Origin of the sequence: Butyrivibrio sp. INlla16 (genome assembly GCF_900104155.1) — a bacterium.
Lineage (GTDB): Bacteria > Bacillota > Clostridia > Lachnospirales > Lachnospiraceae > Butyrivibrio.
Window position 1 is genome coordinate 39,463 of sequence record NZ_FMYB01000015.1, and the last position, 25,020, is coordinate 64,482.

At 43.6% G+C, this 25,020-nt stretch carries 23 protein-coding genes; all 23 read right to left on the bottom strand.

Translation table 11 applies throughout. The features are described 5' to 3' along the window. Nucleotides 1-39: 39 nt before the first annotated feature. Entirely contained in the window at nt 40-1,740 is a 1,701-nt protein-coding gene (locus BLR42_RS08895) for a hypothetical protein (RefSeq protein WP_091868372.1), read from the bottom strand. Continuing rightward, nucleotides 1,740-2,828, bottom strand: coding sequence for a glycosyltransferase family 2 protein (locus BLR42_RS08900; protein ID WP_091868375.1), 1,089 nt, complete (start codon nt 2,826-2,828; stop codon nt 1,740-1,742). The genes BLR42_RS08895 and BLR42_RS08900 overlap by 1 nt, the downstream gene beginning before the upstream one ends. 19 nt (nt 2,829-2,847) lie before the next feature. Further along, complete coding sequence (locus BLR42_RS08905) at nt 2,848-4,074, bottom strand: glycosyltransferase family 4 protein (protein ID WP_242879284.1); 1,227 nt, start codon at nt 4,072-4,074, stop codon at nt 2,848-2,850. A 106-nt stretch (nt 4,075-4,180) separates the two neighbouring features. Next, nucleotides 4,181-5,515, bottom strand: coding sequence for a glycosyltransferase family 4 protein (locus tag BLR42_RS08910; RefSeq protein WP_091868377.1), 1,335 nt, complete (start codon nt 5,513-5,515; stop codon nt 4,181-4,183). Between the two features lie 11 nt (nt 5,516-5,526). Further along, nucleotides 5,527-6,402, bottom strand: coding sequence for a glycosyltransferase (locus tag BLR42_RS08915; protein ID WP_170832694.1), 876 nt, complete (start codon nt 6,400-6,402; stop codon nt 5,527-5,529). A gap of 1 nt (nt 6,403) precedes the next feature. After that, nucleotides 6,404-7,624, bottom strand: coding sequence for an EpsG family protein (locus BLR42_RS08920; RefSeq protein WP_242879285.1), 1,221 nt, complete (start codon nt 7,622-7,624; stop codon nt 6,404-6,406). Further along, nucleotides 7,564-8,373, bottom strand: a complete 810-nt coding sequence (locus BLR42_RS08925) for a glycosyltransferase family A protein (protein ID WP_091868381.1) — start codon at nt 8,371-8,373, stop codon at nt 7,564-7,566. Before BLR42_RS08925 ends, BLR42_RS08920 begins: the two co-directional genes overlap by 61 nt. A gap of 1 nt (nt 8,374) precedes the next feature. Next, complete coding sequence (locus BLR42_RS08930) at nt 8,375-9,508, bottom strand: YveK family protein (protein ID WP_091868383.1); 1,134 nt, start codon at nt 9,506-9,508, stop codon at nt 8,375-8,377. Nucleotides 9,509-9,518: 10 nt separating this feature from the next. Then, nucleotides 9,519-10,928 carry an exopolysaccharide biosynthesis polyprenyl glycosylphosphotransferase gene (locus tag BLR42_RS08935; protein ID WP_022760313.1) on the bottom strand — a complete coding sequence of 470 codons (1,410 nt, stop codon included), beginning with the start codon at nt 10,926-10,928 and terminating at the stop codon, nt 9,519-9,521. Between the two features lie 10 nt (nt 10,929-10,938). Next, nucleotides 10,939-11,709: a glycosyltransferase family 2 protein gene (locus tag BLR42_RS08940; protein WP_091868385.1), complete on the bottom strand. Its 771-nt coding sequence runs from the start codon at nt 11,707-11,709 to the stop codon at nt 10,939-10,941. Next, on the bottom strand, nt 11,709-12,641 hold the full coding sequence (locus tag BLR42_RS08945) for a glycosyltransferase family 2 protein (RefSeq protein ID WP_091868387.1): 933 nt from the start codon (nt 12,639-12,641) through the stop codon (nt 11,709-11,711). Before BLR42_RS08945 ends, BLR42_RS08940 begins: the two co-directional genes overlap by 1 nt. A gap of 2 nt (nt 12,642-12,643) precedes the next feature. Next, complete coding sequence (locus BLR42_RS08950; RefSeq protein WP_334291320.1) at nt 12,644-13,585, bottom strand: GDP-L-fucose synthase family protein; 942 nt, start codon at nt 13,583-13,585, stop codon at nt 12,644-12,646. A gap of 67 nt (nt 13,586-13,652) precedes the next feature. Further along, a complete protein-coding gene (locus BLR42_RS08955) occupies nt 13,653-15,449 on the bottom strand; it encodes an LIC_10190 family membrane protein (RefSeq protein WP_091868391.1) in 1,797 nt (598 codons plus the stop codon). Between the two features lie 17 nt (nt 15,450-15,466). Next, the gene (gene rfbD, locus BLR42_RS08960) at nt 15,467-16,342 is read right to left on the bottom strand and encodes a dTDP-4-dehydrorhamnose reductase (protein ID WP_091868393.1); all 876 of its coding nucleotides are present in this window, start codon (nt 16,340-16,342) and stop codon (nt 15,467-15,469) included. 68 nt (nt 16,343-16,410) lie between these two features. Beyond that, nucleotides 16,411-16,674 (bottom strand): HPr family phosphocarrier protein, encoded by a 264-nt coding sequence (locus tag BLR42_RS08965; RefSeq protein ID WP_091868396.1) that lies wholly within the window; start codon nt 16,672-16,674, stop codon nt 16,411-16,413. Between the two features lie 42 nt (nt 16,675-16,716). Beyond that, nucleotides 16,717-18,066: a phosphoglucosamine mutase gene (gene glmM / locus BLR42_RS08970; RefSeq protein WP_091868398.1), complete on the bottom strand. Its 1,350-nt coding sequence runs from the start codon at nt 18,064-18,066 to the stop codon at nt 16,717-16,719. 13 nt (nt 18,067-18,079) lie between these two features. Further along, on the bottom strand, nt 18,080-19,366 hold the full coding sequence (locus BLR42_RS08975) for a CdaR family protein (protein ID WP_022760321.1): 1,287 nt from the start codon (nt 19,364-19,366) through the stop codon (nt 18,080-18,082). After that, a complete protein-coding gene (cdaA, locus tag BLR42_RS08980) occupies nt 19,363-20,253 on the bottom strand; it encodes a diadenylate cyclase CdaA (RefSeq protein WP_022760322.1) in 891 nt (296 codons plus the stop codon). Before cdaA ends, BLR42_RS08975 begins: the two co-directional genes overlap by 4 nt. 5 nt (nt 20,254-20,258) lie before the next feature. Further along, nucleotides 20,259-21,224 carry a hypothetical protein gene (locus tag BLR42_RS08985; protein ID WP_022760323.1) on the bottom strand — a complete coding sequence of 322 codons (966 nt, stop codon included), beginning with the start codon at nt 21,222-21,224 and terminating at the stop codon, nt 20,259-20,261. A gap of 5 nt (nt 21,225-21,229) precedes the next feature. After that, a complete protein-coding gene (locus tag BLR42_RS08990; protein ID WP_022760324.1) occupies nt 21,230-21,619 on the bottom strand; it encodes a hypothetical protein in 390 nt (129 codons plus the stop codon). An 8-nt stretch (nt 21,620-21,627) separates the two neighbouring features. After that, nucleotides 21,628-22,056 (bottom strand): flagellar protein, encoded by a 429-nt coding sequence (locus BLR42_RS08995; protein ID WP_022760325.1) that lies wholly within the window; start codon nt 22,054-22,056, stop codon nt 21,628-21,630. A gap of 29 nt (nt 22,057-22,085) precedes the next feature. Then, a complete protein-coding gene (locus tag BLR42_RS09000) occupies nt 22,086-22,805 on the bottom strand; it encodes a ComF family protein (protein WP_091820048.1) in 720 nt (239 codons plus the stop codon). After that, a complete protein-coding gene (locus BLR42_RS09005) occupies nt 22,795-25,020 on the bottom strand; it encodes an SF1B family DNA helicase RecD2 (protein ID WP_091868401.1) in 2,226 nt (741 codons plus the stop codon). Before BLR42_RS09005 ends, BLR42_RS09000 begins: the two co-directional genes overlap by 11 nt.

The window sequence follows — 25,020 nt, forward strand, 5'->3', positions numbered from 1 at the left end:
TTCTAATAGATTATACTATAATCAAGGAATTCCTACAAATTATTGCATCTCATAAACGGTCCACATATCCTTCTGCGATATCTTCCCGCACCAGGAAAATGTCGGATTATTTTTCATAAGTACATTAAGAATCTCGTCCCTGTTGTCATGATCTGCGGCATAAACAGCAAGGATATCGGCACCGGCAATTTCACTATCTGTTATAGCCTCCGTATTATCCGTGTCAACATAGTATAGCTTGTCATACACCAGCAGCTCATCCGTAAGTCTCCAGATATTATCCGGAGTTGCACTGTTATAAATAACCACAGCCTTTGCATCCTGGACCTTCATATCTTCGGAGAATTTGATTCTATCCCTGTCCTCCGGATATAGGAAAAGAACATTCCGGTCTATGAAGAGTCCTTTTGCTGTAATAATTGCAAATATTAAAAAGGTACCCAAAACCGGTATCGCTATTTCTTTTATTTTTCTTGCTCCCACTATGACTCTCAGTCCGATTCTTGTGAAATAAACCGCAAGTAAAAGTATTATCGGATAAATCGGCATCTCATAACGGTTTGAAGTATCGCCAAGAAGAAGCGCGGTTTTGGCAACCACAAAAAAATAACCCGCCGAGGCCGCAAAAAGGCTTCGGATATTTGCGATATGCAGCTTATCCTTCTCTCTTTTTATTCTAAGGAAAAAGAACAGTCCTATCAGAGCAATTACTATCATTACGATAATAAGCCATACCATACCTGACATAAGGTAATCATTTGCAAGGCCAATAAAAAATCCGAATCGCTCTATGATATTGGAGCCATCTGCAAAGGCAGCCTGGGCCTCCTGTCCCCTATACCCCCTGAAGATATGTGAAAGTGACGCCGGATATACAAGAACGGCGCAGCCAAGAGCAAACGCGCAGCCGATACCATATACCAGAATGTATATTAACCGCTTTGCCATAGATGCAGCCTGCCGGATAAACTCACTGTTCTTTGGCATGAGGAACAGGAACCATATTCCGAACGCAAGCCCCATCATTACCATGAAAATCAGGAAATAGTACTGTGTTAGAAATCCCAAAAAGCTTATGACTGCAATGGCTAAAATACTTTTTACGAATCCAATCTTAAAATCTTTATCAAAAGGCTTTGCAAGCGTGTAGCCTTCCATCTCATTTCCCGTATAATACTTCTTGATAAGGTTCATCAGTCTCATGTGACACAGCGCCGAAGCGAGCACGAAAACCGTGAGCCACATATACATCCTTATAAACATCACACAGGATATCGTCATGGGATTAAAACCGTAAGCAAACATCAGGATAAGCCTTAATCCCTTGCTCATGCCCACACTTTTCGCAAGACTGTTTAACAGAAAGAAACTTATTATGAACGCAATTATATTGACGATAAGCCCCTGCCACTTTGAAAAGACCTCCGGTGTCAGTGAACAAACCGTATGAAGCATATCATAAAAAAGCGGAGGATGGACATCCCAGGACTGCACAAGATGAACGAGTCCGTAATTAAATCCCTCGCCCTTTTTCACTACAAACTCATCCCGAAGAGTATCTGTATCCACCCATTCCCTGTCAGGATAGTAGAACCCCAAGCTTCTGTTTGTAGAAAAATATGAATAATACTCATCCTGATGAAATCCCTCTTTTTGTACGCCAAAAAAGCAGATAGTAACTATCTGCAAAACCAGGATAACCAGTAAAAGTAAGTTGTATTTTTTTGCGATTATTTTCATCAAAGTCCTCGAATTTTAGCGTGCACAACCCTGATTGTTTTTGGTGCTATTACAAAAAGAGTAAGATATGTCTTATCCCTTTTAGTCATATACTCATTATTATAGATGTTACTTATATGCTTTCTCAAAAAGCCCACCACGTTCTTTTTATAGAAACGGTTATGGCGATTCATCTTACTGATCGGTATGTGCAGCAGATAATCAAGCCTCTGAATGAGGCAGAATCGCATAGCTTCTTCCTTAAGTTCAGGGAAGCTTTTTTTCACAAGACTTCTTGCAACATCCGCATTTCTTACTATATCCGTAAATACCGGCGGGAAGTAATCCTTCTGATCAGCTTTCTTTCTTGAGTTACTTCCGCTTCTGTAAAAAACATGATAATACTGCTGCGGAAGAATGACGAGCTTCTTCACTCTTTTCAGCATGTGTATCATGAGATAAAAGTCCTCGTTAAGCTCACCCTCCGGGAAGCCTTTGCACTCTCCCTGAAAAAGCTTCCTGCTTGTCAGCTTGGTACAAAATGAGGCGTCACCTGTGTGCATAAGAAGTGTCCTCATATGCTCAGCACCGGTCACAGTGTTTTCCGTAACAGGCGGGATGCAGACATCCGGAAGTCTTGTACCATCCTCTGCAATCTCATCCCTTGAAATCTGAGCCATCAGAACAGGTTCCTTTTCAGTGCTGTTTTTGATTATGGCTTTCATCAAGGTCTCATACATATGCGGGTCCACATAGTCATCCGCATCGACGAAACCTATATAATCGCCGGTCGCCGCACTGAGCCCCAAATTTCTCGCCTTACTGCTGCCGCCGTTATCCTGGTGGAGCAGGAGGATGCGTGGTTTTTCTCCGGCTGCTGCGTTACTGCTATCCTGCGTGGAACTATCTTTTCCGTCAGCATTAAAGCCATGTGAGTCAATGTAATTCTGGACACGAGCGTAGGTATCATCGGTAGAGCCGTCATCCACAACTATGATCTCCAGTAGTTCATCCGGGTAAGTCTGGGCACAGACTGACTCTATGCAGCGGATTATAAGGTCTTCTATGTTATATGCGGGTATGATTATGGTGATTTTCTTTGTAAACAAATTATATTCTCCTGTCCCCTCATTCCAGGTGATTGTCTTCCTTGAGGGTTCGGATGAAGCCCGGCGCTTTAAGCACCTTCGCGATGCTCATGGGGCCATCCTTAGGCGTATTGTAATTCGTGCCGCCGGTAATGCTCTTACAAAATGAAAGGAGTCTTTCTGCCGCGCATTTTGCGTTCCAGGTAGTCACGATCGTTTTGTAGGCATTTCTCTGAAGGGCACGTTTTTCTTCGGTTGATAGATTTATGAAATCTGTGAGTTTTTTCCTAAGCTCATTCTCATCGCAGTTATCAAAGGTAAGTCCGTTTACGCTGTCCTCTATGAGGTAGGGCACAGCTCCGGCTTCAGACGATGCAATAACCGCGCAGGCGCTGTTCATCGCTTCATTTACCACTGCTCCCCAGCCCTCGAGATAATTACTGCCAAAGATGAATACATGGCTTTTTTCCATGATATCACGCACTTTGTCGGGATTCACAGCTCCATGCAAGGTGATATTTGCCAAAAGCTCTTTTTGCCGTATTTCTTTCGAAAGGGCTATGGCAAGCGGTCCGTCTCCGACCACATCTATATGGAAATCCATTCCCTTTTCTCGCAGTATTTCTGCAGCTGTTATCGCAAATTCAGGATGCTTTAACTTGATAAGTCTTGATGCAAGGCAGATCCTAAGCTGATCGCCATCCTTATAAAGCATCCCGTCAAGCTCTTCATCCGTATATTGCCTGAGCGGAGGATAATATCCCCATTTATACATCTTCCCGGGATAAGCACCTATAAGGCTAAAGTCTCCCGAGACATACGCTCCTGCGCAGAGCATATATACCGGCGAATTCTTGTATTTTATATGCTCCTCGTATTTTGCTTTTAAGCCTCTCGGGGAAATTGCCTTCCATCTTCCCTCGCGGTAGATTCTTTCACTGACGCGAATCACTGGTTTTCCGGAGTCGAGCCTTTCTTTTATAAGTCTCTCCGTAAGGCTCGCCTTGTTTTGACCGGTCCAACCGAGCATAAGTACATCGCAGTTTTTTATAAGCGCTGCGCATGCGGCCTCATCCTCGTATATTCTGTGAACATAAGGGATGCTGTCCGTATCAGAATTCCATCCCAGGTTTCGCCGTCCCTCCTCCATGGGCTGTGTCTCTATGAAAGAGAAACCATCGCCTATGCGGGAGTACATCTCATCACAAAGGGGAATCTGGTGGTGGTTTATGAAGTTTGAGATAAAGGTGATATTTAATCCTATCAATTTATGTTATACCCCTCATCCGGCACTTCGTGCCACCTTCCCCCCAGTGGGGAAAGGCATATTATTCTTCATCTATCCCCCAGGGGGAAGGCATATTATTCTTCATCTATCCCCCAAGGGGAAGGCATATTTCTTTATATATCTCCACGAGCCGCTTGAAGTTGGCGGCGGGATCGTGGGTTATCATCGCGTGCTTGCGGGCGTTATCGCCGTACACAGCTGCAATGACCGGTTCTCGGAACATCTGTCTGATACATTTTGCAAGATCCTCGGGATTTCCTGCTTCAAACAAAAGTCCGTCCACATTTTTCTCAAGCATGTCCGGGATTCCGCCGGTATCGGCAGCAACCACGGGAACCCCGAGAAGCATGGCCTCTGCCATGGAATTGGGCGAGTTTTCCAGAATCGAAGGACAAATAAACAGGTTGCACTTAAGAAGCTGTTCCTTCATCTGCTCTGCAGAGAGCTTTCCCAGCATCACAACCTTACCACCGAGTCTGCCCTTTCTTATAAGTCTCTTTAAGTATTTACCATAGGCTGAAATTCTGATAGCCATGGGATACTTGCTCTTTCCCGAGGAATTCTTCTGCTCGTCGGGAATAGTAACTGTCTTCCTTCGTATCTTGCCGATGACACTGTTTCCCGCAACATATATCTTAGTATCAGGAAACTCCTTAAGTATCTCAGGAACCGCTTCCAACACAAAATGAAATCCCTTCAAGGGATAATCTCCCTGTGACAGAAAGATACTGTGCGGAACCGTATTTACAGCTCTCCAAGCATCCTTATAGAAAGTGGGACGCATCGTTTCATTCATCTTGTGATATTTTGCAGTGGGATTTATTTTCGAAGTTGTCTCTTTATCAAAACCGGTTCTCCCCGTGATATGTCCGGTAAGTTTAATGGCTTCTATCTCGTTTTCCGCGCGCTTTGCAAACTTCTCCTTTTGCTGCAAAAGCGAATCATTTTTGTATTTATCACGGAAAGTCATATCATTACAGACACTCTCCGGAAGGTTCGCCATATACACCTTTTCTATCTCGCTGCAAAGCCCCTGTATCCCAAGAAGCGTCCTCTCAGGCTTGCCAAAGGCTCTGATCGCAGCAAGGCTGTGCGGGAACTCTGTCCCGAACACATGGATAAGATCAGGCTGAAAGCTCTCATATATCTCCTTAAACCTGTCCTCCAGCTTCTCATCGTATATCTCAGGCGCATTAAGGTTTTCGGAAAAGCCATAAAAGCTCACATTTTCAATTTTCACAGCATCCCTGCCCATATCCTCTGCGGGAAATGCCACACCCAGTGTGATGTTGCAATTTTCCTTCCCCATAAGGATCTTATCGTAAGCACCTGAGAGCCATCCCTCGCGGTCTGACCATGCAAGTCCTTTCGCCTTTGCAAAAGCAGGGAGCATGATGTTACACACCCATAAAACTTTCATATCTTCCTCATTTAATGCCTTTTAAGCTTATATACCAAACTCTTCACCTTATTATAAGCTCCTGCCGTTTTCGGGTTCTCCGCAATTTTTGTCCGCAGCGGAGCCAGTGTCAGTTTTCTTATAAGATCAAATTTCTGTATCTGCTTCTTCGGAAGGTAGAGATGAATTATCTGCTGCCTCTCCGTCTCCGAAACCTTCCTATTCTCTCTTGTCTCGGAAAAGCCACCTCCCTCGTAATCCGCAATAAGCAGATTCATATAAATAGCCAGCGCCTTCTCAACATAAATGCAGCGGAGGAAGTGCTCGTAGTCGGCCCTCACCTTCCAAACCGTATCGAAGGCATATCTGTACATAAGTCTCTCATCGTAGAAGCATGCCTGATGCGACGGAACATTTCTGTAGCAGGCAAAATCATTGATCTTTGGCACCGAAGAAACCCTCTGTGAGGTTTTCATCTCATATATATCACCGTAGTAAATTGAGGGAACAATCGTACCCGAATTCTTCTCATCAAGCTTTATCTTACTGTGAACCTTTTGAAGCACCTTGCTGTTTGAAAAAATATCGCCGCAATTAAGGAAATAGATAAAGCCCGGCTCTGTATCCTTCGCCTTATTTCCTGCTTCCTCCTTAACAGCACTGACCGCAATATTCATGGCATCGTAAATGCCGTGATCCTTCCCCTTTATAAAAAGAGCTCTTCCGCACTTTTCATCATCCGAAAGGAACTCCCTGGCCTTCTCATAAGATCCGTCAGTGGAGCCGCCATCCTTAATGACAATGGAGACGTCCTTGAAGGTCTGCATTTTTATGCTCTTAAGAGTCTTTAACAGGTCCTCGCCTGCATTATATGAAACTACAATTATCGTAAAAAATGATTTTTTCATATCAACCAAATCCTCGCTCTGAAAGCGTTGCGGGCAGTTCATGGAAAAAGATAGTCTCATAGGGAAGAATTCTTACTCCATCATTTGCTGCCCCTCTCATATACATTATAAAATAAAGGACGCATCCAATTACCGTAAGAACCTTAAGTATCTGCCCCGTCTTATATCGTTTGTAATCAGGATCTGCCATAAGCCTTTTTAGCAGCGCCGGCACGTATAATATCTGTGTCACCATAAAGTAATAGGTAATCCTCGAAACCGTGGGCAAAAAAGAACAGAATACATACAGCAGCAATGCACCTAGATTCGAATAAAAATAGAAGCTCATTTTCTTATCACTTACGATATTCTTCCCAAGCACAAATACAGCTAAAAACAGCACTGCCACGCATCTTGCTATACCTATAGCACTGGTTCCGCCGGATAAATATTCTGTTCCCTCGTAAGAAGGATACAGCTTCGTCGCCACCACCAGATATACATCCTTAAGAAAAATGCAGGAAAAGCAAAGTGCCGAAAGCACTATATACATCCATCTCTTCCACTTCATCGATGCCAGCGGATAAAGCACCAGCACTACTATCAGCGACTTGTGGAAAAGTGCCCCGCACAGAATCAGAATAATAAATCTCGGCCAGTCTCCGTTTAGACAAAAACGAATCGAATACAGCGCCACAGCCAGCGCCAGATAATATCTGACCGTACTTAAGGACTGGAAATAATATCCGAGCAACATAAACATGATAAAGCTCAGAAAAAAATCCTCAGACTGTCTGTACAGCGCAGAAAGGAAAAAGAAAACCGTCACTGCGGCAAAAATTGCAAACACAGCCACATAATTTTCAAATCCCGACAGTGTATAGACAAACTTCGTGAGGTAATTAAACCCGGGTTCCGTCGGAACGTAGGCATTACTGAAGGTCCTGTGCATGAATTCCACATAGTTACTGTAGTCATTTCCGACGTTCAGCCTTATTGCAGACACACCTGATAAAAGCACAAATAGTGAGAAAAGTCCGATTACATTTCTCACTTGCTTTCTGCTGATTCCGCGATATATGTAATTATACTGACCGCTACCTATGACTGCAGGCCTTACATCTCCGCTTTTTATCAGAAATGCGATCGCCAGAGTCACAAGCGTAAGTGACATATAAACTATCATAACCGTTCCAGTCTTCCCTGTCTGATGCCCTTCTTCATAAGTCTGTAGCACTGCCATACGGATTTTTCCCTGCACATCTCATCTCTGTGCACAAGTAAAAAGCGAAGGCTCATAGCTCCCGCAAGCGCTCCGTATAAAAAGTGATAGAGCACTCCTCTGTCAAAGAAAAACTTATCATTAAATCCCGTAAACCAGGTTGATGGTCTGTCGGACTCCTCATGTCCGATTGAAACCCCCGTCCTGTATATCTTTAATCCCTTTTTCAGACAATCGTGAAGGAACAAAGAATCCTCACCGTTGCTGTACTTTGCTCCGCCTCCGAACAAAACGGAAAATTTTACATTAATCCCTTTAAGGGCCGCTGTTCTTGCAGCTATAGCGTAAGCAGGATATCTTCCGTAATTTTTCCAGGTAACCCTTGCAAAGTCTGTGTTGTGATAGGTCTGTCTCCCCTCCACCGCCTTTACATTAAACAAAAGCATGTCTGCCTCGGGGTGAGAATCAAACTCGTTCTCCATAAGAGCTGTGTACCCATCATCAAGAACAATATCCTCATCAATAAACTGCAAAAGCTCATGATCCGCATTTTGGAGCGCCAGATTTCGTGACAGTCCAACACCTCTCTCAGCCTTGTTAATCGTCTTTATCGCATGAGATTTACCCAGTCTGTCGGTATAATCATTTTCCTCAGTAAGATCCCTGTCGCACTGATTCACAATTACCGCATCCGACTGAATATTCATTTTTGACGGAAGCTCTTCCGTATCCTGCTGCACGGCAGCCACAAGCAATTGTATTCTCGACATATCAAAGTCCCAGGTATCTGCTAAGAAACTTCATATCGGCATCAACTATGACAATGCCGTAAATCTTACATCCAAGCTTATTTAAAAGTGAAATAAGGTGCTCTGTCATAGCACCGTTGTGCTCTCCCATTTTTACGGGAATAATAACGCCGTCCACACCTGAAAGCTTCTCGCGGGATTCGTTATCATTTCCGGGAAGAGGCATCGCATTTACAGAGGGCATCTCTCCCGCAAGTCCGTTTCCTATGACCTCGGTCAGCCTCTCTGCTGCTCGCTTTGCATTATCTATTCCATCTTTATCGTCCGCACTTATGAGTGCAATCTTATTATTCGCTTTAAACTTATCCTTAAATACCAGCAACAGCTCATTTCTGAAAAACGAAGGCTCTTCCTGTCCCTTTGAACTTAGAACACCCAGAACCGGAAGGGAATATCTCCTCTCGGCATCCTCGGGAACATATACGGTATCATCCATGGATCTTATAATTAAGAGTCCCAGCGTAGCTATTATAAAGCCGATCACAGCACCGAGAATTACAGCCACTCCCATTCTGTCAGGAATCAGTTCCATTTTGGTTTCTGTTCTTCCGATTAGCTTAATCTGTGTAAAGGCGTCGTTCAGATCACCGTATTTTACAAGAGCATCACCCGCTGCAGCAGCAATCGCTCCCGAAAGTTCCTTGTCAGGATTGGATACAGTAAGAATCATCACTCTCACATCTGAGGGAATATCTGCATTTAAAGAATCCTTAACAACCTGCCTTGAAACTCCCGGTACCTCATGATAACCTGCCTTCTCTAGGTTCTCCATTGTCATATCCAGAATGTTATCTTCTGTTTTGATGGGAAGATCGGTATCCTCATCCTTAACCAGAATATTCCAGGTGTAGGCATTGTAGGCATCCACCTCGCTACCCTTGTTTTCATCGTAGGCAAAGTACAGATAAAGAGTTGACTCTGTCACATAGTTCCTTGCGGGTGCGTATACCACATTTGCGAGAAAATATATGATTCCGGCTACAAGCGCACCGATTACGGCAAAGAGCGGAAGTATCCAGATCTTACGAAGAAGAGTAAGGTAGAATGCTCGAAGGTTTAGTATTTCGTTGTCGTAGTTTTCTCGTTTTGCGGCCATGGTTCCCTCATTATTCAGGTTTCTTCAATGCGGTTGTTTGTGTCTCCTCCACTCCCTCGGTTGCATCGGGAGTAAACAGTATCTTGAGCGTGAGCAGCATAAGCTTGAAATCAAGCCATACTGAGTAATTTTCTATGTAAGCGAGATCGAGCTTTAATTTATCATAAGGTGTCGTATTGTACTTTCCGTACACCTGGGCGTAGCCCGCAAGTCCTGCCTTTACCTTCATTCTGAAGGCAAATTCCGGCATGGTCTCCATGTACTGCTCAATTATCTCAGGTCTCTCGGGACGCGGTCCTATGAAGGACATCTCACCCTTTAAGATGTTGAAGAGCTGTGGAAGTTCATCAATTCTGCAGGCTCTGATAAATTTACCGATAGGAGTTATTCTTGAATCATTCTTGGTCGCAAGCCTTGCAACACCATCTTTTTCGGCATCGACTCTCATACTCCTGAACTTCATGATCTTGAATTCTTTTTGGTTTATTGTGCAGCGAATCTGTTTATACAGCACAGGGCCGTGATCATAAAGCTTTATAACTATAGCTGTTATCAGCATGATAGGCGATGTGAGGATTATCAGGATAAGCGAGCAGATGATATCCACCAGTCTCTTGATGGCACGCTGCTCTACCTTTAAGTAGTACTCTCTAAGAAGCAGTACAGGTGTATCGAACAGATGCATCTGTGTCGATCCCTTAACCAGCACATCAGTAATCTTAGGCATCATATAAACCCTTATAGAATTTGAGTACAAAAACTTAAGCAGTTTATTTCTGTCCTTGGTGGGAATATCCCAGATTACAACGGCATCATATCGCTCAAGGCACTCCCTCTCTATATTCATGAGGCCTTCGCTGATATTCATGCACTTTACAATATTATATTTATCCTGTCTGGAATTGAATTTTCGAAGGATATCATCCACAGGATATTCACCGCTCACAAGAAGCATTTGCCTTGCCGGGAAAATAGCCCTGTATAACCAGTTGGTACAGACGGCCCACAAAAATGAAATCACCATCTGCACAATCAGTATTTCAAGCATCGGAAACGCCGGCACAAGCCAGTTTCTCATAAGTGATATCTGAAAATAAGAAATTACATTAACCATGAAAAGGGCAAAGATCTGAGACAGGAAAATATCCATGGATTTCAGATATCCTATCTTCAAGCCCCCGTAGGTATTCGAGAAAAACAGCATCAAAACGAAATAGATTGCAATCACAAGCACATGTCCGCGGAAATACAACTTAAGACCGGCTCCCAGCTGATATCCGTCCGCGCTTATTCTAGGCGCAGATACCAGCGGGTAATAGGTTTTAATCCAGAAATAGCCATAGACAACAGTCTGCATCAAAAGCCCTATAAGCCCCAGGCATAATACAAATACTCTTTTTATAGATTCAATCTGTTTCATACAATTACCCTTACAGCCGGCGAACAGTCGCTCGAACAGCCCACCCGATAAAATAGTACAGGCTGGCGGCAATAGACAATCCGGCTATTTTTCTGTATAGACCCCAAATTCTTCTGATTGCTGTACATTTATTTGATGAAAGTGATTTAGCAGGTCTTCGGTAGGTCGCAAGAACCTCATCCAGCCCGTAAGCAACCGTTCCCCCTTTTAATATAGTCCACCAGGTTGCCGTATCCTCACTTTCAATCTGAGGCATAAATATTTTTTCCTTATGAAGCACATCCATATCTATCATCACGGTTGTCGTGAAAATAACCGTTCTTGAAAGTGCTTCTTTAAATGTCAATGTAGCGGGAGCATGGACAATTCTCCCTGTGGGATTCGCATTTTCATCCCCAAATTCATAGGACGTAAAAACAAATGCCGCCTTCTTTTCCTTAAGAAACGAAAGCTCCTTCTCAAGCTTATCCGGTTTCCAGATATCATCTGCATCAAGAAAAGCAAGATATCTTCCCGTTGCAGCACTTATTCCGGCATTTCTTGCAGCTGCCGCGCCGCCATTGGCAGCCTTTTTTATAAGCTTTATTCTATCATCACCGACTGCTGCACTCTCTATGAGCGCGGCGCTATTGTCAGAGGAAGCATCATCCACCAGTATAAGTTCATAGTTCTCATAGGTCTGCTGCCCCACCATGGCAATTGTTTCCGAGATATAGCTTTCAGCATTATATACCGGCACCACAATACTTATGCGGTTTTCAAGGCTGCGGTCGTTTCCCATCAGAGTTCTTCCTTAATGATATAAATAGGTCTGTGCTTAACCTCAAGATAAGTCTTGCTCAGATACTGCCCTACTATTCCCAGGCAGAAAAGCTGCACTCCGCTTACCAGTGAAATAATGCACACAAGAGACGGCCAGCCGCTTGTCGGATCTCCGAAAGCTGCCTTTCTGATAATCGTCACAATTATCAGTATTATCGCAAGGAAACAGAACACTACTCCGAGAATCGATGCAAAAGCAAGCGGTACTGTCGAGAACGCAACTATGCCGTCAAGCGCATATAAAAATAGTTTCCAGAAAGACCACTTGGTCTCGCCCTTTTTTCTCTCGATATTTTCAAATTCAAGCCACTTTGTGGAAAAGCCTACCCATCCGAAAAGTCCCTTCGAGAAACGGTTGTACTCCTCCATGGAGAGAATAGCATCCACAAACTGCCTGGTCATCAGTCTGTAATCTCTGGCTCCGTCCACAATTTCCGTTTTGGACATTTTGTTTATGAGACTGTAAAATCTTCTCGCGAAAAAAGATCTGATCGGCGGTTCACCCTTTCTGGTAACCCTTCTTGTAGCAACCGAATCAAAGCCCTCATTAACTATGTAGCCATACATCTCAGGCAACATAGCCGGCGGATCCTGAAGATCACAGTCCAGCATTACGACATAATCTCCCTTGGATTTCTGAAGTCCCGCATAAATAGCGGCTTCCTTTCCAAAATTTCTTGAGAAATTTATAAGATGTACCCTTTCATCGATCTCTCTGAGCTTTTTTACCTCTTGCACGGTATTGTCCTTAGAGCCGTCATTTACATAAATGATTTCCATCGAAACGTCATTATTCTTGAAGAAGCTCTCTGTCTTCATGAGTTCATCATAGAAATCCTTTACATTTTCCTCTTCATTGTAGCAGGGTACGATTATGCTTATAAGCTTCATTATTATCTCTCCGCCCTCATGGGGTTGTTCAAAAAGTCATCATATGCAAGTCTTATGCCGTCTTCAAGCTCTGTCTTGTAGGTCCAGCCGAGTGAAGCAGCCTTGGATACATCGAGAAGCTTTCTGGGAGTACCGTTGGGCTTTGTAGTATCCCACTCAATCTCGCCCTCGTAGCCAACAACTCTGGCAACCATCTCCGCCAGCTCTTTTATTGTGAGTTCCTTACCTGTTCCGGCATTTACAGTCTCGTTGCCGCTGTAATTATTCATAAGGAATACGCAAAGGTTAGCAAGATCGTCAACATACAAAAATTCACGCAGAGGTGAACCATCGCCCCAGCATACAACCTTCTTTTCACCGGCTTCCTTGGCCTCATGGAATCTTCTGATAAGTGCAGGAAGAACATGGGAATGAGTCGGATGATAGTTATCATTGGGTCCGTAAAGGTTTGTGGGCATTACCGAGATATAATCTGTTCCATACTGCCTGTTCAGGAACTCGCAATATTTAAGTCCTGAAATCTTGGCAAGGGCATATGCCTCGTTTGTCTTTTCAAGCTCACTTGTAAGAAGGCAGCTCTCCTTCATGGGCTGCGGCGCCATTCTGGGATATATACATGATGATCCGAGGAACTCCAGCTTCTTACAGCCATTTCTCCAGGCTGAATTTATAACATTCATCTCAAGGATCATATTGTCATACATGAAATCCGCAAGTGCACTCTGGTTAGCTTCGATTCCACCAACCTTAGCAGCTGCAAGGAAAACGTACTCCGGCTTTTCCTTTGCAAAAAACTCCTCAACCGCATCCTGTCTTGTGAGGTCAAGCTCTTTATGTGTACGGGTTATGATATTTGTATAACCCTGTTTCTCAAGTTCTCTTACAATTGCAGAGCCAACCATTCCGCGATGGCCCGCAACATAAATCTTCGCATTTTTTTCCATCATGTGTTTCTCCTAAAATTCAAACTACAATACTCTATTTTACTATAATATGGAGTTTTTTTCCATTTTAACGCCCTGCCGGTAAAAAACCATCCGTAATATCGTTTCCATCAAGTACAAAACCATCGGGAGCAGGTGTCGAAGGAAAGGCATCGTATCCTGTCCTGTCGCCTTCCAGAGGATAATAAATCACAGCATTTCCTATAACCTTCTGTCCTACTTCATACTTATTGTAATCCTGCTGCGAAAGAAGGTACTGAGTTCTGAATCTTGGTACATCATCTTTTATCAGCATTCCGCATTTATAGAACATAAAAACCGCAAACAGTGCTATTACTGCTTTATAGATATATTTCTTCTGTGGCGTATTCACTCTGTTATCAAAAAGAATGACAAACCGTCCCGCAAGAATGGTAACCGGAAGCCACAGATAAACGCATCCGTATCTCACAAGAGGCGCGGTAAAGACAAAATATATCAGTGCAACATAAGAAATTCCTTCAATAAACAAAAAGTCCGAAAGCGCCACTGCTTTTCTCTGACTCAGCATAAATATCTTCTGCACATTTCCGCCGGCACCGTTTTTCTCCTTTTTTGCAGCTGTCATTTTCGAAATAGCATAATAAATGACGCATCCTATGAAAACCGGCAAGCATACCAGATCCATCACGAACATCATTTTGTTAAATAGTGACAGTGCAGAAAACCAAGTGGGAAACCACTGACCAAAAGGGGCATTATACATGGCCACATCGGTAAAGCCTCGCCCGTAAGCAGCAATCTCATGGGCATCGCTTATGGCGGTTTCAACCGGAACCTTCCAGGCGAAGTTAAACAAATCAACTCCCGTAAAAGGATAAACCAGCCATCCCGTCATAACAACATTCCTTACAAAATAGGGAAGTGCTATAAAAATGCAAAACAAAACGCATAATAAGATAGGCTTTAACCCTGCTTTCTTCTGCTTTTTAATAATCCTTACAATAGGGTAAATCGCAAGCAAAACAAGCGGTGCCGCTGACAGCTTAATGGTAGTCACCCAGACCGCACAGATTGCAAGCAGCGCATGCGGCAAAAAAGCTCTCTCATGCATGGAATACAGATCAAGCCAGTGAATTACTATATAGAATACCATTGCCGCCATGAAATAATCCGACGCCGGGGAAACAATCTCATCAAAGATTGTGAAAAGGTAATAAATAGCAATTACCCTCACAAAATCAGATAATACGATGTGTCCTCTTCTTGCTATGCTCTTAAGATCTGCGCACTGCCACGCAAGAAGAAGTGCGAAATATCCTGCCATTGCATGCAGGGATTTCCCTAAGAAAGCACCACTGTACAGGGCTGATAATGCAAAGGACGCGCTGTTATAGCCAAGCCTTAAATGCAAGTTGCCAAGCCCCCTTACCATACCATACTCCTCAATCCATCTGATTGCCTGGGCATGATAAAGATCCGTATCATAATGCATAAGCCCATGGGAAGTTCCATAGGCCATCAAAAGAAAAATCAGCACATAAAGCCAGAAGCTTCCGGATTCTTTTATCTCCCGGATTCCTTCAGTCAGACTCTCTATTATTTCCTCCCTGTACTGGGCAAATAAAATAAGACAGATAAAGATCAGAAGGATATTGGCAGCGAGAGAAACCCTGCCTATGATGCTGAAAAATTCAGCAAGCAGGTTTACCATCAGAATTCCGGCTATAAGTATACTCTCCCTGTATTTGTAGCTATAGGTGAGCTTTTTTTGCCCCTTCGCAGTGGACATGCAACCGATTGATGATATCCCACGCAAAGTGGCAAAGCCGATTATATATGTAGTTATTGACACATAGAGCCAATTAAGTATTACCGCGAGCATCTAATGAGTTATCCTTATCAAAGAATATCCTTTAAATATCTCTCTATAGCTTCATGCCAGTCCGCAAACATGAAATCCGAAGTGAGTTTGAACATGTAGTTCTCAAGTATTGAATAGGCCGGTCTCGGTGCTGCCTGGGGATTTTTAGCGGAATATTCGGCACTTGTGACATGATTTACTTTTGTACTCTTGCCTGCAAGTCTGAAAATCTCCTCTGTAAAATCAGCCCAGTTTGTATCTCCTTCGCAGGTTCCGTGGAAAAGGCCGTAATTTTCTGTCTCAAGAAGGAAATGAATTGCTTTTGCAAGCTCATAGGTACTTGTAGGTGTACCGAGCTGATCGCATACAACACTTACTTCGTCAAGCTTCTCTGAAAGACCGAGCATTGTCTTTACAAAATTTTTACCATCACCGTAAAGCCATGCTGTACGTATCGTAAAGTATCTTTTAGCAAACTTTTCAACAAACTGCTCACCAGCCAGCTTAGTTATACCATATTTGCTGACCGGTCCTGTCTTATCGAACTCTGTATAGGGTCTGTTTCCGTCTCCGGCAAATACATAGTCAGTTGAGATATGAACAAGCTTTGCATCTGTTTCGGTAGCTGCTATTGAAAGATTTCTGGGTCCGATTGCGTTGATCTTATAAGCAAGGTCCACATCGCTCTCCTGTGCATCTACCGCTGTATATGCAGCACAGTTGATTATCGCATAAGGCTTAACCTGTCTTGCAAGCTTTGTAACAGCATCAACATTTGTAATATCAAGAGGAGTTATATCATCTCCCTCAAAAACATCAGTATTAACAAGTTCATATTCACCTGTATTGCCGAGCTCGAGATTAACTGCTCTTCCAAGCTGACCGTTACATCCTGTAACAATTATTTTTTTCATTACGATATCCTTCCTTCTCTAATATGAGTTTACGGACGACATAAATGCCGTCCGTCATATAATTCATATTATTCTCCGAGACCATTTTCTATAGCATTGACCAGGGCTTCCATAGCCTCCGCCTCATCAGGTCCCTCACATTTGAATTCAAGTTCATCGCCGCACTTTATACATGCGCCAAGTACACTTAGTACACTCTTGGCATTAGCCGAATTCTCGCCATACATAAATGTTATGTGTGATTTATAATTCATGGCGACCTTACATAAATTTCCTGCAGGGCGAAGATGCAGCCCTGTTGGATTTTTAATAATCACCTTTTTTGTTATCATACTAATTCCCCTATATTTTTAAGCCGTAGTTCCCCTTTTGAATTACAGCATTACATCCTGAATCAGCTCTGCGAGCTTCTTTGCCTCTTCCTCGATTACTTTCTGGTCCTTGCCCTCTATCATTACACGAACAAGGGGTTCTGTTCCGGATGGTCTGATAAGAACCCTGCCGTCGCCGGCAAACTTCTTATCAAGTTCCTCAATGGCTGTTGCAATCTCGGGATATTCCATATAATGATCTTTCTTATGAGTAGGCACTGTCGCATTGCAAAGAGCTTGCGGCATTACATCCATAATCTGTGCCAGCTCTGAAAGCTTCTTCCCGGTTTCCTTCATAACCTTCAGAAGATGAAGTGCTGAGAGAAGTCCGTCTCCTGTGGTGTTGTCATCAAGGAAGATGATGTGTCCAGACTGCTCTCCTCCAAAGTTTGCGCCAATCTCTTTCATGCGCTCAAGAACGTATCTGTCTCCTACCTTGGTCTTTTCAATCTTGATTCCTTCTCGCTCTCCCATCTTGAAGAATCCAAGATTACTCATAACGGTAGCAACAATTGTGTCCCCTTTAAGTTCACCCTTTTCCTTCATGTGCTTACCGATTATGGCCATAATCTCATCGCCGTTAACAAGTTTTCCATTCTCATCAACTGCCAGGAATCGGTCAGCGTCTCCGTCGAAGGCAAGTCCTATATCCGCCTTCTCGGTAACAACCCTTCCCATAAGCTCTTCCATATGGGTTGATCCACAATTCGAATTAATATTTGTACCGTCCGGGCTTGTATGAATCGCGATAACCTGAGCGCCTGTCTGTCTGATGGTCTCTACGGATGTGTAGGAGCTTGCGCCCTCGGCGCAGTCCATTACAATCTTCATTCCATCGAGTCTTACGTCAACACAATTTAAACTGTGATTGATATACTCCTCTCTGGCATCTGTACGGTTTTTAATCTTACCCACTCCTGCTCCGGTGGGCATTTTTACGCCCTCGAGGTTATTCCTGATAAGCTCCTCGATCTCATCCTCCATGGAATCCGGAAGTTTAAAACCGTTTCCGTCAAAGAACTTGATCCCGTTGAATTCCATAGGATTGTGGGATGCTGAAATTACAACACCTGCATCCACACGATACTTCTTTGTGAGGTAAGCAACTGCAGGTGTAGGTAAAATACCTACATTAACAACATTGGCGCCTACCGAGCATGCCCCTGCCATAAGTGCGGCAGCAAGCATATCTCCTGAAAGTCTTGTATCACAGCCAACCATAATTGTCGGTCTGTGTTTGTTTTCTTTTGAAAGCACATATGCTCCGGCTTGTCCAAGCTGCATTGCAAGACTGGGTGTAAGCTCGTCATTGGCTACGCCTCTCACGCCGTCTGTTCCAAATAATCTTGCCATATATTCCTCCACCTTAATTCTCTTCTAATTTCGTAAGCTTAACGGTAACTTCAACCGTATCGGTGGTTGTCACCCCACCAGGTAGTGAAAGCGATACAGCTGTCCTGTAGGTTCCTGCTGCATCTTCGCCGCCCTCGCTAATCTGTGATACGTCAATGATACCGGATACATCCTTTTCACTGATGGCATTCACATTCGCCGAAAGTCCGCTTACTGAAAGTGTAAAGGTCTTATTATCGTCAACTATCTGAGCATCATATCCCTCAGGGATATTCATAAGTTCGATCTGACTGTAGGGTATGCTGAGTGCTTTATCGCTCTTCTTATCAATATATGCAACAACAGTTGCAATACCATTGAAGTCCTCATCACCAAAGCTTACATTGCCGGGAAGATATGCGGACAGATCTATTGTAGTCGTCAAATCTTCCGTACGTCCCGTCAGATCAAGTGAATCATCAGAAACGGTAATCGTATCAATCTTATTAAGCACTGACATTCTTCCTGCAAGCAGAACACTGTCTGTATCGGTATCGATCTCTCCGGTAGCAACATATCCTTCAGCCGGAACTCCTGATACCTGATATGTTACAGGAACTCTCTTGGTTGCCAGGATTGTTACACTTACACCCACTGAGGTGCTGCTAAGCTTCAGATTATCCTTCGAAACTTCTCCGCCATCTGCATCATAAAGATGAATCTCTGCATTGGTTCCGATATTCGTGGTATAACCGGTTACTTCGACGTTTACAGAAGCTGTCTTAACACTCTGAACGATTGATTCTGCACCTGTAATTCTGATCTGGTTCTGATCAGTAACGACATCACCTATTATATACCCATCAGTCAAGGTACCCGTCGTAGAAGCAGAAATAGGAAGTGTCTTGGAATCTCTTCCCTCTATATTCAGCTTAACGGAATCTATCGTTCCCGTTATGCTCTGAATCTGATTTACATATTTATTTGTGTTAAGCTGAATTGCAACATAGTATGTGCCATCGATATTAGTGGTATTCTCAAGATCGGCTATGGCAACGACATTATCCCTGCTAAGGGAATCAACTATGGATCTGGGTGCATAAACGGTGACCGTGGATATTACATCACTGTCCTCCAAAACCTGATACACCTGATTGTTATCCGTTATACTGTTTGCATTTCTGAATGTGACCGGAACATTGCTGAATCTCACTGAATCAACAGGGTCACTTATGTTTGTAACCAGGAACCAAAGAAGTGCGGCAAATAAAAGCGAAGCAATCTTCAGCCCCAGATTGGCAGTCAAATTTAGCTTCTTCATTTCGCCTTTCCTTTCACCGTTTTGTTACTTATTATTTTTTTCTTTTTGTCCTTCTTTTCTTTCTTATCTTCAGTAGCCTTATTCTGTATCTGTCTCAGTCTCTCTCTCAGGCGCTCACTGTCGACTGCTCTCTCGAGCTCTCCCATGTAAGCAACACTTATTTTTCCTGTCTCTTCGGAAACAATTATGGTAAGTGAATCTGTAACCTCGGAAACACCGACACCTGCACGATGTCTTGTTCCAAGCTCTTTTCCAAGCTCCATATTGTCGGAAAGAGGGAGATAACAGGTAGCCGATGTTATTCTGTCACCTCTGATAATAACCGCACCGTCATGGAGAGGTGTATTGTGTTCAAAGATGTTGATAAGAAGCTGGCTTGTAACCATTCCATCAATATCAATACCCGTTCTCTCGTATTCATTAAGAGAAGAAAGCTGCTCAATAACAATAAGCGCACCCGTTCTCACCTTGGCCATCTCCACGCAGGCCCTTATAATCTCATTTATTGTCTTATCTGAAAATCTTCCCTCTTCCGTTGTCTCAGTAAAATTGAGGAGTCCATGGAAAAAGTTTCTTCTGCCTATACCTTCGAGCGCCTTTCTCAGTTCCGGCTGCAAAATAACAACCATAGCCGTTACAGCAATTCCAAATACGTTCCTTACTATCCACAGGATGGTCGACATATTGAATGCTGCGGCAATAACTATAAAGACAACAATAACTACGACCCCTTTTAAAAGGGACCATAGTCTCGTGTTTTTGGCCCAAACCAGAATATGGTAGATTAGGAACGCTATGATCAGCATTTCGATGACATCAAGCGCCCTGACTCTTGGCATATGCAGGCTTGTCAGATTGTTTTCAAGAAAAAATACGATCTGTTGCATCTATCTTACTCGCCTCGGTCTTTACCTCTGTAATCCTTGCCCGCACCGGATACATTTATCTTCTTAACCTTCGGTGCAGGAGTGGAAACCGTAACCTTCGGAACGGCCTTTACATAATAGTAGTACTCATCGTCTTCAAACTGCACCTTCTCAATTCTCGTATAATCCAGATTAAAGGCAAAGAACTGAAGCACCATGAGCAATAAAATTGAAATAATTGTCTGCACGATAACTCCCAGGAAAGAAAGACCCGTGCTGTAAATCATGTCGCCTACAAGCAGACATATTATATTTGCAAGAGATCCTGCAATAATAGCTATGGTCCATGCGTGATCAACCGACATGCGTCGTATGACATAAACAATTGCAAGAGTAATTGCAAAAGCTACAATGAACACCCACATACGCTTATTGGATAAAAGCTCCGAAATGATAGTCCGGAACTGTACTGCAGATTCCTCTATCTGTGATCCTGTCAGTGTAGTAGCGTTCCCGGAAATATAATTCACAAGAAATGCAACTATTATTCCAAAGGACATTGAAACAATTGAAGCAGGTGTTCCCATAAGCCCCAGAGCGATAGGCATCACATAAGGAATGCTCAAATAAAAACACATAGGTGTCAACATTACCGCAATTGTATCTTTCGGTGAAAACCTGAAATAAAGCAGAAACATCAAAAGAAAAACAATGAGTGCAACTACCGCGCAAAACAGAGATAATTTATAAAGATGTGCCAAAATAAATCCGGCAGATATAAGCACCATAAAATTGGAAGGCATTATGGAACACAATAGTGCAGCCATAAGTAATATGGGCAGTTTTGTCAGATTAGCCTGATAACCGATCTTATTACCGATCATGGTAAACGCGATCAGAGAAAGTAAAAACTTCCAGATATATGTTATGTATAACTCATATTTTAAATAAAAATTCTTGATATATTCTCGTATTTCCAGTAAAGACGTCATTTTCCTTATTCCTTTTCATACATTCTGCCAAGCTTCTTAAGGCAGGAGTAATATGCCCTCATATTCTTTCGCATTTTTCCGTATCGGATAGAATAAACGATGTATGAAATCACTGAATATACAGCTACAAGCGCAATGTAGTAGACCAAATATTTCCGTGCGGTTGCAGCAATATCTGTATTGTATACGTCCTGCAGCACATCAGAAAAATGATACATCACATAGGCAGCGACCAGTATCAGATATACCACTGTGGCACTGATAATAGACCTCAGCACCTGGAATCCGACATAGTCGCTGCGAAAATACGAATTTATAGCGTTATTCTCTTTCCCCTCACGCTGCTCGTAGGCAGCCATCCTGGTCATCAGGATAACTCTCTCCTCGTTTAACATTATAGTCCTCAGGTTTTAAGAAATTTCATGCCGGACGTCGAGCTGGGCTGCTGGGCCTGTTTCTTTGCAAGTTCAGCCGCAAGAGCCTGCTGACGCTGTTTAACGGTATCATTAAGCGCATTAGTAACCGTAGCCTTGCACTTAGCACAAAGCCTACCTGTAGCAATACGCGCTCCACAATTCTCACATGTAATCTGAATCGGAGAATTCTCGGTAAACATAAGTCTCTCTTCAAGGATCCACTTCTTAATCTGCTTTGCTGGACAAGAGCAGTCCTCGGCAATCTGCTTGAGACCGCTTCCGGGATTCTCCTGAATGTACTTCTTTACCTCCTGGAATTTCTCCTCAATCTCCTTCTTGCAAACATCACACAACATCTCGCCGGCAATGTAATTAAACATCTTGCCACATCTTGAACAATTACGAATATTACTCATGATATCCTCCTATTAGCAGTGCATATTTTTCACACCACCTGGCCTATTGCAAGCGTAACAAAGAATATCCTTTCCACCCCGTGTCTTCGGAATTCTCTTGCGAGCTCGTCCATAGTACTGCCGGTCGTGTAAATGTCATCAACAAGGATAATACACTTAAATTTTACATCATTTTGGCTTATATTAAAAGCCTTTTTCAAATTCGAGCGGCGCTCGGAGGAGTCAAGCATCTTCATGGGAACCGTGTCTCTGACTCTTCTTACGATATCATTTCTGACAGGTACTCCAATCCTTTTTCCAAGGGCATCCGCAAATACTTCCGCCTGATTATAGCCTCGTTTTCTCTGCTTTTTGTCATACATCGGCACCGGTATTACGGCATCCGCACGCATCGCTTTCATGGCTTTTCCAAGATATTGCATTGCAGCTTCCCCGTAATAATCGGCATATTCTCTTCTTCCCGAATATTTGAACCTGTATATGGATCCGGAAATGGATCTGTATCTGAAAACACCGAACCCCCTGTCAAAATAATGTCTTGTTTTTTCACAGTCGGGACAATACTCCTTATCCGCATCAGATAAAGGTTTACCGCATTTCATGCAGATAATTTTGCCTGCAGGCTTTATCACCCTTTTACACTCCGGATGTATCAGCCCTTCCTTACGTTTTACAATAGTGTCGCAGACCGGACATCTTCTGGGATACAGAATGGAAATGACCCCCTCGAGAAGTTCCTCAGCCTGCATCCGCCACCTCCAGAATCCTTGTCTTTAATCCCGTATAGCGTCTAAGCTGCTCCTCATTTCCTATCATTGTATCAATAGTCTCTGTATTTCCCAGAACCACAACACATTTCTGAGCCCTTGTCACGGCCGTATACAAAAGGTTCCTGTTAAGAAGCATTCTCGGCCCTCCAAGAAGCGGCAAAATAACCGCCGGATACTCGGAGCCCTGAGACTTGTGTATGGTTATCGCATAGGCATGCTCAAGGTCATCAAGTTCGGAAAAGGGATAGGTCACACATTTTCCCTCATCGAATTCAACCGTCATCTCTTTCATAACGGTATTGATATCCTTCACAACACCCATATCACCATTAAAAATGCCGAGTCCCTTTTCGATAACAATCCCGTTTTTTCCGCATATCTCCCACTCAGCCTGATAGTTGTTGTGAATCTGCATCACGCGGTCTCCCACACGGATAACCCTCTCTCCATGCACATATTCTTTCTTCCTGCTGTCGGCCGGATTCAGATAATTCTGCAAAACGCTGTTAAGTGTCTGCGCCCCGAGAGGTCCTCGCTTCATGGGCGTAAGCACCTGAATATCCTCAGATCCGGCATCAACATAGCCAGGGAGCTTATCTCTGATCAGCTCGATCATATGCTTGTAAATGACATCCGCGTTATCTCTTTTAAGAAAAAAGAAGTCTTTACTCTTATTATCCAGCTTTATAGGCTCTCCATCCTTTATATGGTGTGCATTCATTACAATATCACTCTGCTGCGCCTGTCTGAAAATCTTTTTAAGTGTAATGGTTGTAAAGCATTCACTCTCTATAAGATCGCGCAGCACCTGCCCCGGGCCGACGCTCGGAAGCTGGGAACTGTCGCCCACCAGAATAAGATGTGTTCCCGGTATTACAGCCTTTAAAAGCGATGCAAAAAGATGCATATCAACCATGGACATCTCATCGATAATTATGGCATCAGCCTCAATCGGATTGTCAGCGTTTTTGTCAAAATGGAGCCTTGTCTTCTCTCCTCGGTCCTCCAACGGCGCTCCGCCGCCCATTCCGAGAAGTCTGTGGATAGTTGAAGCCTGATAGCCCGTTGCCTCGGTCATTCTTTTCGCCGCACGCCCGGTAGGTGCCGCCAGAACTATCTCCATCTGCTCCTCTGCATAATATTCAATAATCGTGTTTATAGTTGTAGTCTTACCTGTCCCGGGACCGCCCGTAATGATAACGACACCGTTTCCGGCACTTGAAGCTGCTGCTTTTCTCTGCAGTTCATCCAGCTCAATACCACGCCTTTTCTCAATCCTTTTTATTCTGTCCTCAAGGCTTTTTTCGCTCTCATGTGAGACCTGCAGATTAAGCTCTCGAAGCATAACAGCTATTGCCTGCTCCTCATAGTAGTAGGATGCAGCATATACTTCATCACCCCCCTTGTAGATGAGTTTTCGCTCCACCATGAGATTATCCATCTGCATTCCTATGCTGTCCTCAGTTACTCCGAGAAGCTCCCCGCTCCTTTTTATGAGTTCGCTCTTTGGAAGAAAACTGTGACCGTCCTGCGCTCCCTCGAGCAGCACATAGAGAATTCCGCTTCTTATTCTGTAATCGGAATCTACGCTGATTCCCACCTTGGACGCAATTTCATCGGCGGTTTTAAAGCCGATTCCCTCGATATCATCAGCAAGCTTATAGGGATTCTCCTTCAGAATCCTGTAAACCTGATTGCCATATTTTTCATAAATCCTGACTGACATGTTGCCCGTGATTCCGTATCCGGACATAAAAACAAAGGCATCTCGCATCTCTCTCTTATCCGCAAGCTGAATGGCGATATCTCTTGCTTTTTTCTCACTGATGCCCTTGATCTCTGCAAGCCTTTCCGGCTCATCCTCTATTATCCTGAAGGTATCCTTACCGAATTTCTTTACAATTCGTCTCGCCATAGTCTCGCCGATTCCCTTGATGGCGCCGGAGCCTAGATATCTCTCCATCGACTCCGTATCATCCGGGGCGGCGATCTTATAGCCGGTCACCTTTATCTGTTCACCATAAACAGGATGTTCTGTCATCTCTCCCGATATCTCAAGAGTATCCCCCTCATCTACATCTATAAAGCTCCCGACACAGGTGATTTCCTCACCGTCGCTGACAAAAACCATAACTCCATAGCTTCTGTCAGGGCTTCTGTATATAAAATGATCTATATATCCCTTTACTTCCAT

Bases quoted from the DNA above. Each gene is read 5' to 3' on its own strand.
- BLR42_RS08895 (WP_091868372.1), bottom strand. From the start codon at position 1,740: ATGAAAATAATCGCAAAAAAATACAACTTACTTTTACTGGTTATCCTG.
- BLR42_RS08910 (WP_091868377.1), bottom strand. From the start codon at position 5,515: ATGAAAGTTTTATGGGTGTGTAACATCATGCTCCCTGCTTTTGCAAAG.
- BLR42_RS08915 (WP_170832694.1), bottom strand. From the start codon at position 6,402: ATGAAAAAATCATTTTTTACGATAATTGTAGTTTCATATAATGCAGGC.
- BLR42_RS08920 (WP_242879285.1), bottom strand. From the start codon at position 7,624: ATGGCAGTGCTACAGACTTATGAAGAAGGGCATCAGACAGGGAAGACT.
- BLR42_RS08925 (WP_091868381.1), bottom strand. From the start codon at position 8,373: ATGTCGAGAATACAATTGCTTGTGGCTGCCGTGCAGCAGGATACGGAA.
- BLR42_RS08930 (WP_091868383.1), bottom strand. From the start codon at position 9,508: ATGGCCGCAAAACGAGAAAACTACGACAACGAAATACTAAACCTTCGA.
- BLR42_RS08935 (WP_022760313.1), bottom strand. From the start codon at position 10,928: ATGAAACAGATTGAATCTATAAAAAGAGTATTTGTATTATGCCTGGGG.
- BLR42_RS08940 (WP_091868385.1), bottom strand. From the start codon at position 11,709: ATGGGAAACGACCGCAGCCTTGAAAACCGCATAAGTATTGTGGTGCCG.
- BLR42_RS08945 (WP_091868387.1), bottom strand. From the start codon at position 12,641: ATGAAGCTTATAAGCATAATCGTACCCTGCTACAATGAAGAGGAAAAT.
- BLR42_RS08950 (WP_334291320.1), bottom strand. From the start codon at position 13,585: ATGGAAAAAAATGCGAAGATTTATGTTGCGGGCCATCGCGGAATGGTT.
- BLR42_RS08955 (WP_091868391.1), bottom strand. From the start codon at position 15,449: ATGCTCGCGGTAATACTTAATTGGCTCTATGTGTCAATAACTACATAT.
- rfbD (WP_091868393.1), bottom strand. From the start codon at position 16,342: ATGAAAAAAATAATTGTTACAGGATGTAACGGTCAGCTTGGAAGAGCA.
- BLR42_RS08965 (WP_091868396.1), bottom strand. From the start codon at position 16,674: ATGATAACAAAAAAGGTGATTATTAAAAATCCAACAGGGCTGCATCTT.
- glmM (WP_091868398.1), bottom strand. From the start codon at position 18,066: ATGGCAAGATTATTTGGAACAGACGGCGTGAGAGGCGTAGCCAATGAC.
- BLR42_RS08975 (WP_022760321.1), bottom strand. From the start codon at position 19,366: ATGAAGAAGCTAAATTTGACTGCCAATCTGGGGCTGAAGATTGCTTCG.
- cdaA (WP_022760322.1), bottom strand. From the start codon at position 20,253: ATGCAACAGATCGTATTTTTTCTTGAAAACAATCTGACAAGCCTGCAT.
- BLR42_RS08985 (WP_022760323.1), bottom strand. From the start codon at position 21,224: ATGACGTCTTTACTGGAAATACGAGAATATATCAAGAATTTTTATTTA.
- BLR42_RS08990 (WP_022760324.1), bottom strand. From the start codon at position 21,619: ATGTTAAACGAGGAGAGAGTTATCCTGATGACCAGGATGGCTGCCTAC.
- BLR42_RS08995 (WP_022760325.1), bottom strand. From the start codon at position 22,056: ATGAGTAATATTCGTAATTGTTCAAGATGTGGCAAGATGTTTAATTAC.
- BLR42_RS09000 (WP_091820048.1), bottom strand. From the start codon at position 22,805: ATGCAGGCTGAGGAACTTCTCGAGGGGGTCATTTCCATTCTGTATCCC.
- BLR42_RS09005 (WP_091868401.1), bottom strand. From the start codon at position 25,020: ATGGAAGTAAAGGGATATATAGATCATTTTATATACAGAAGCCCTGAC.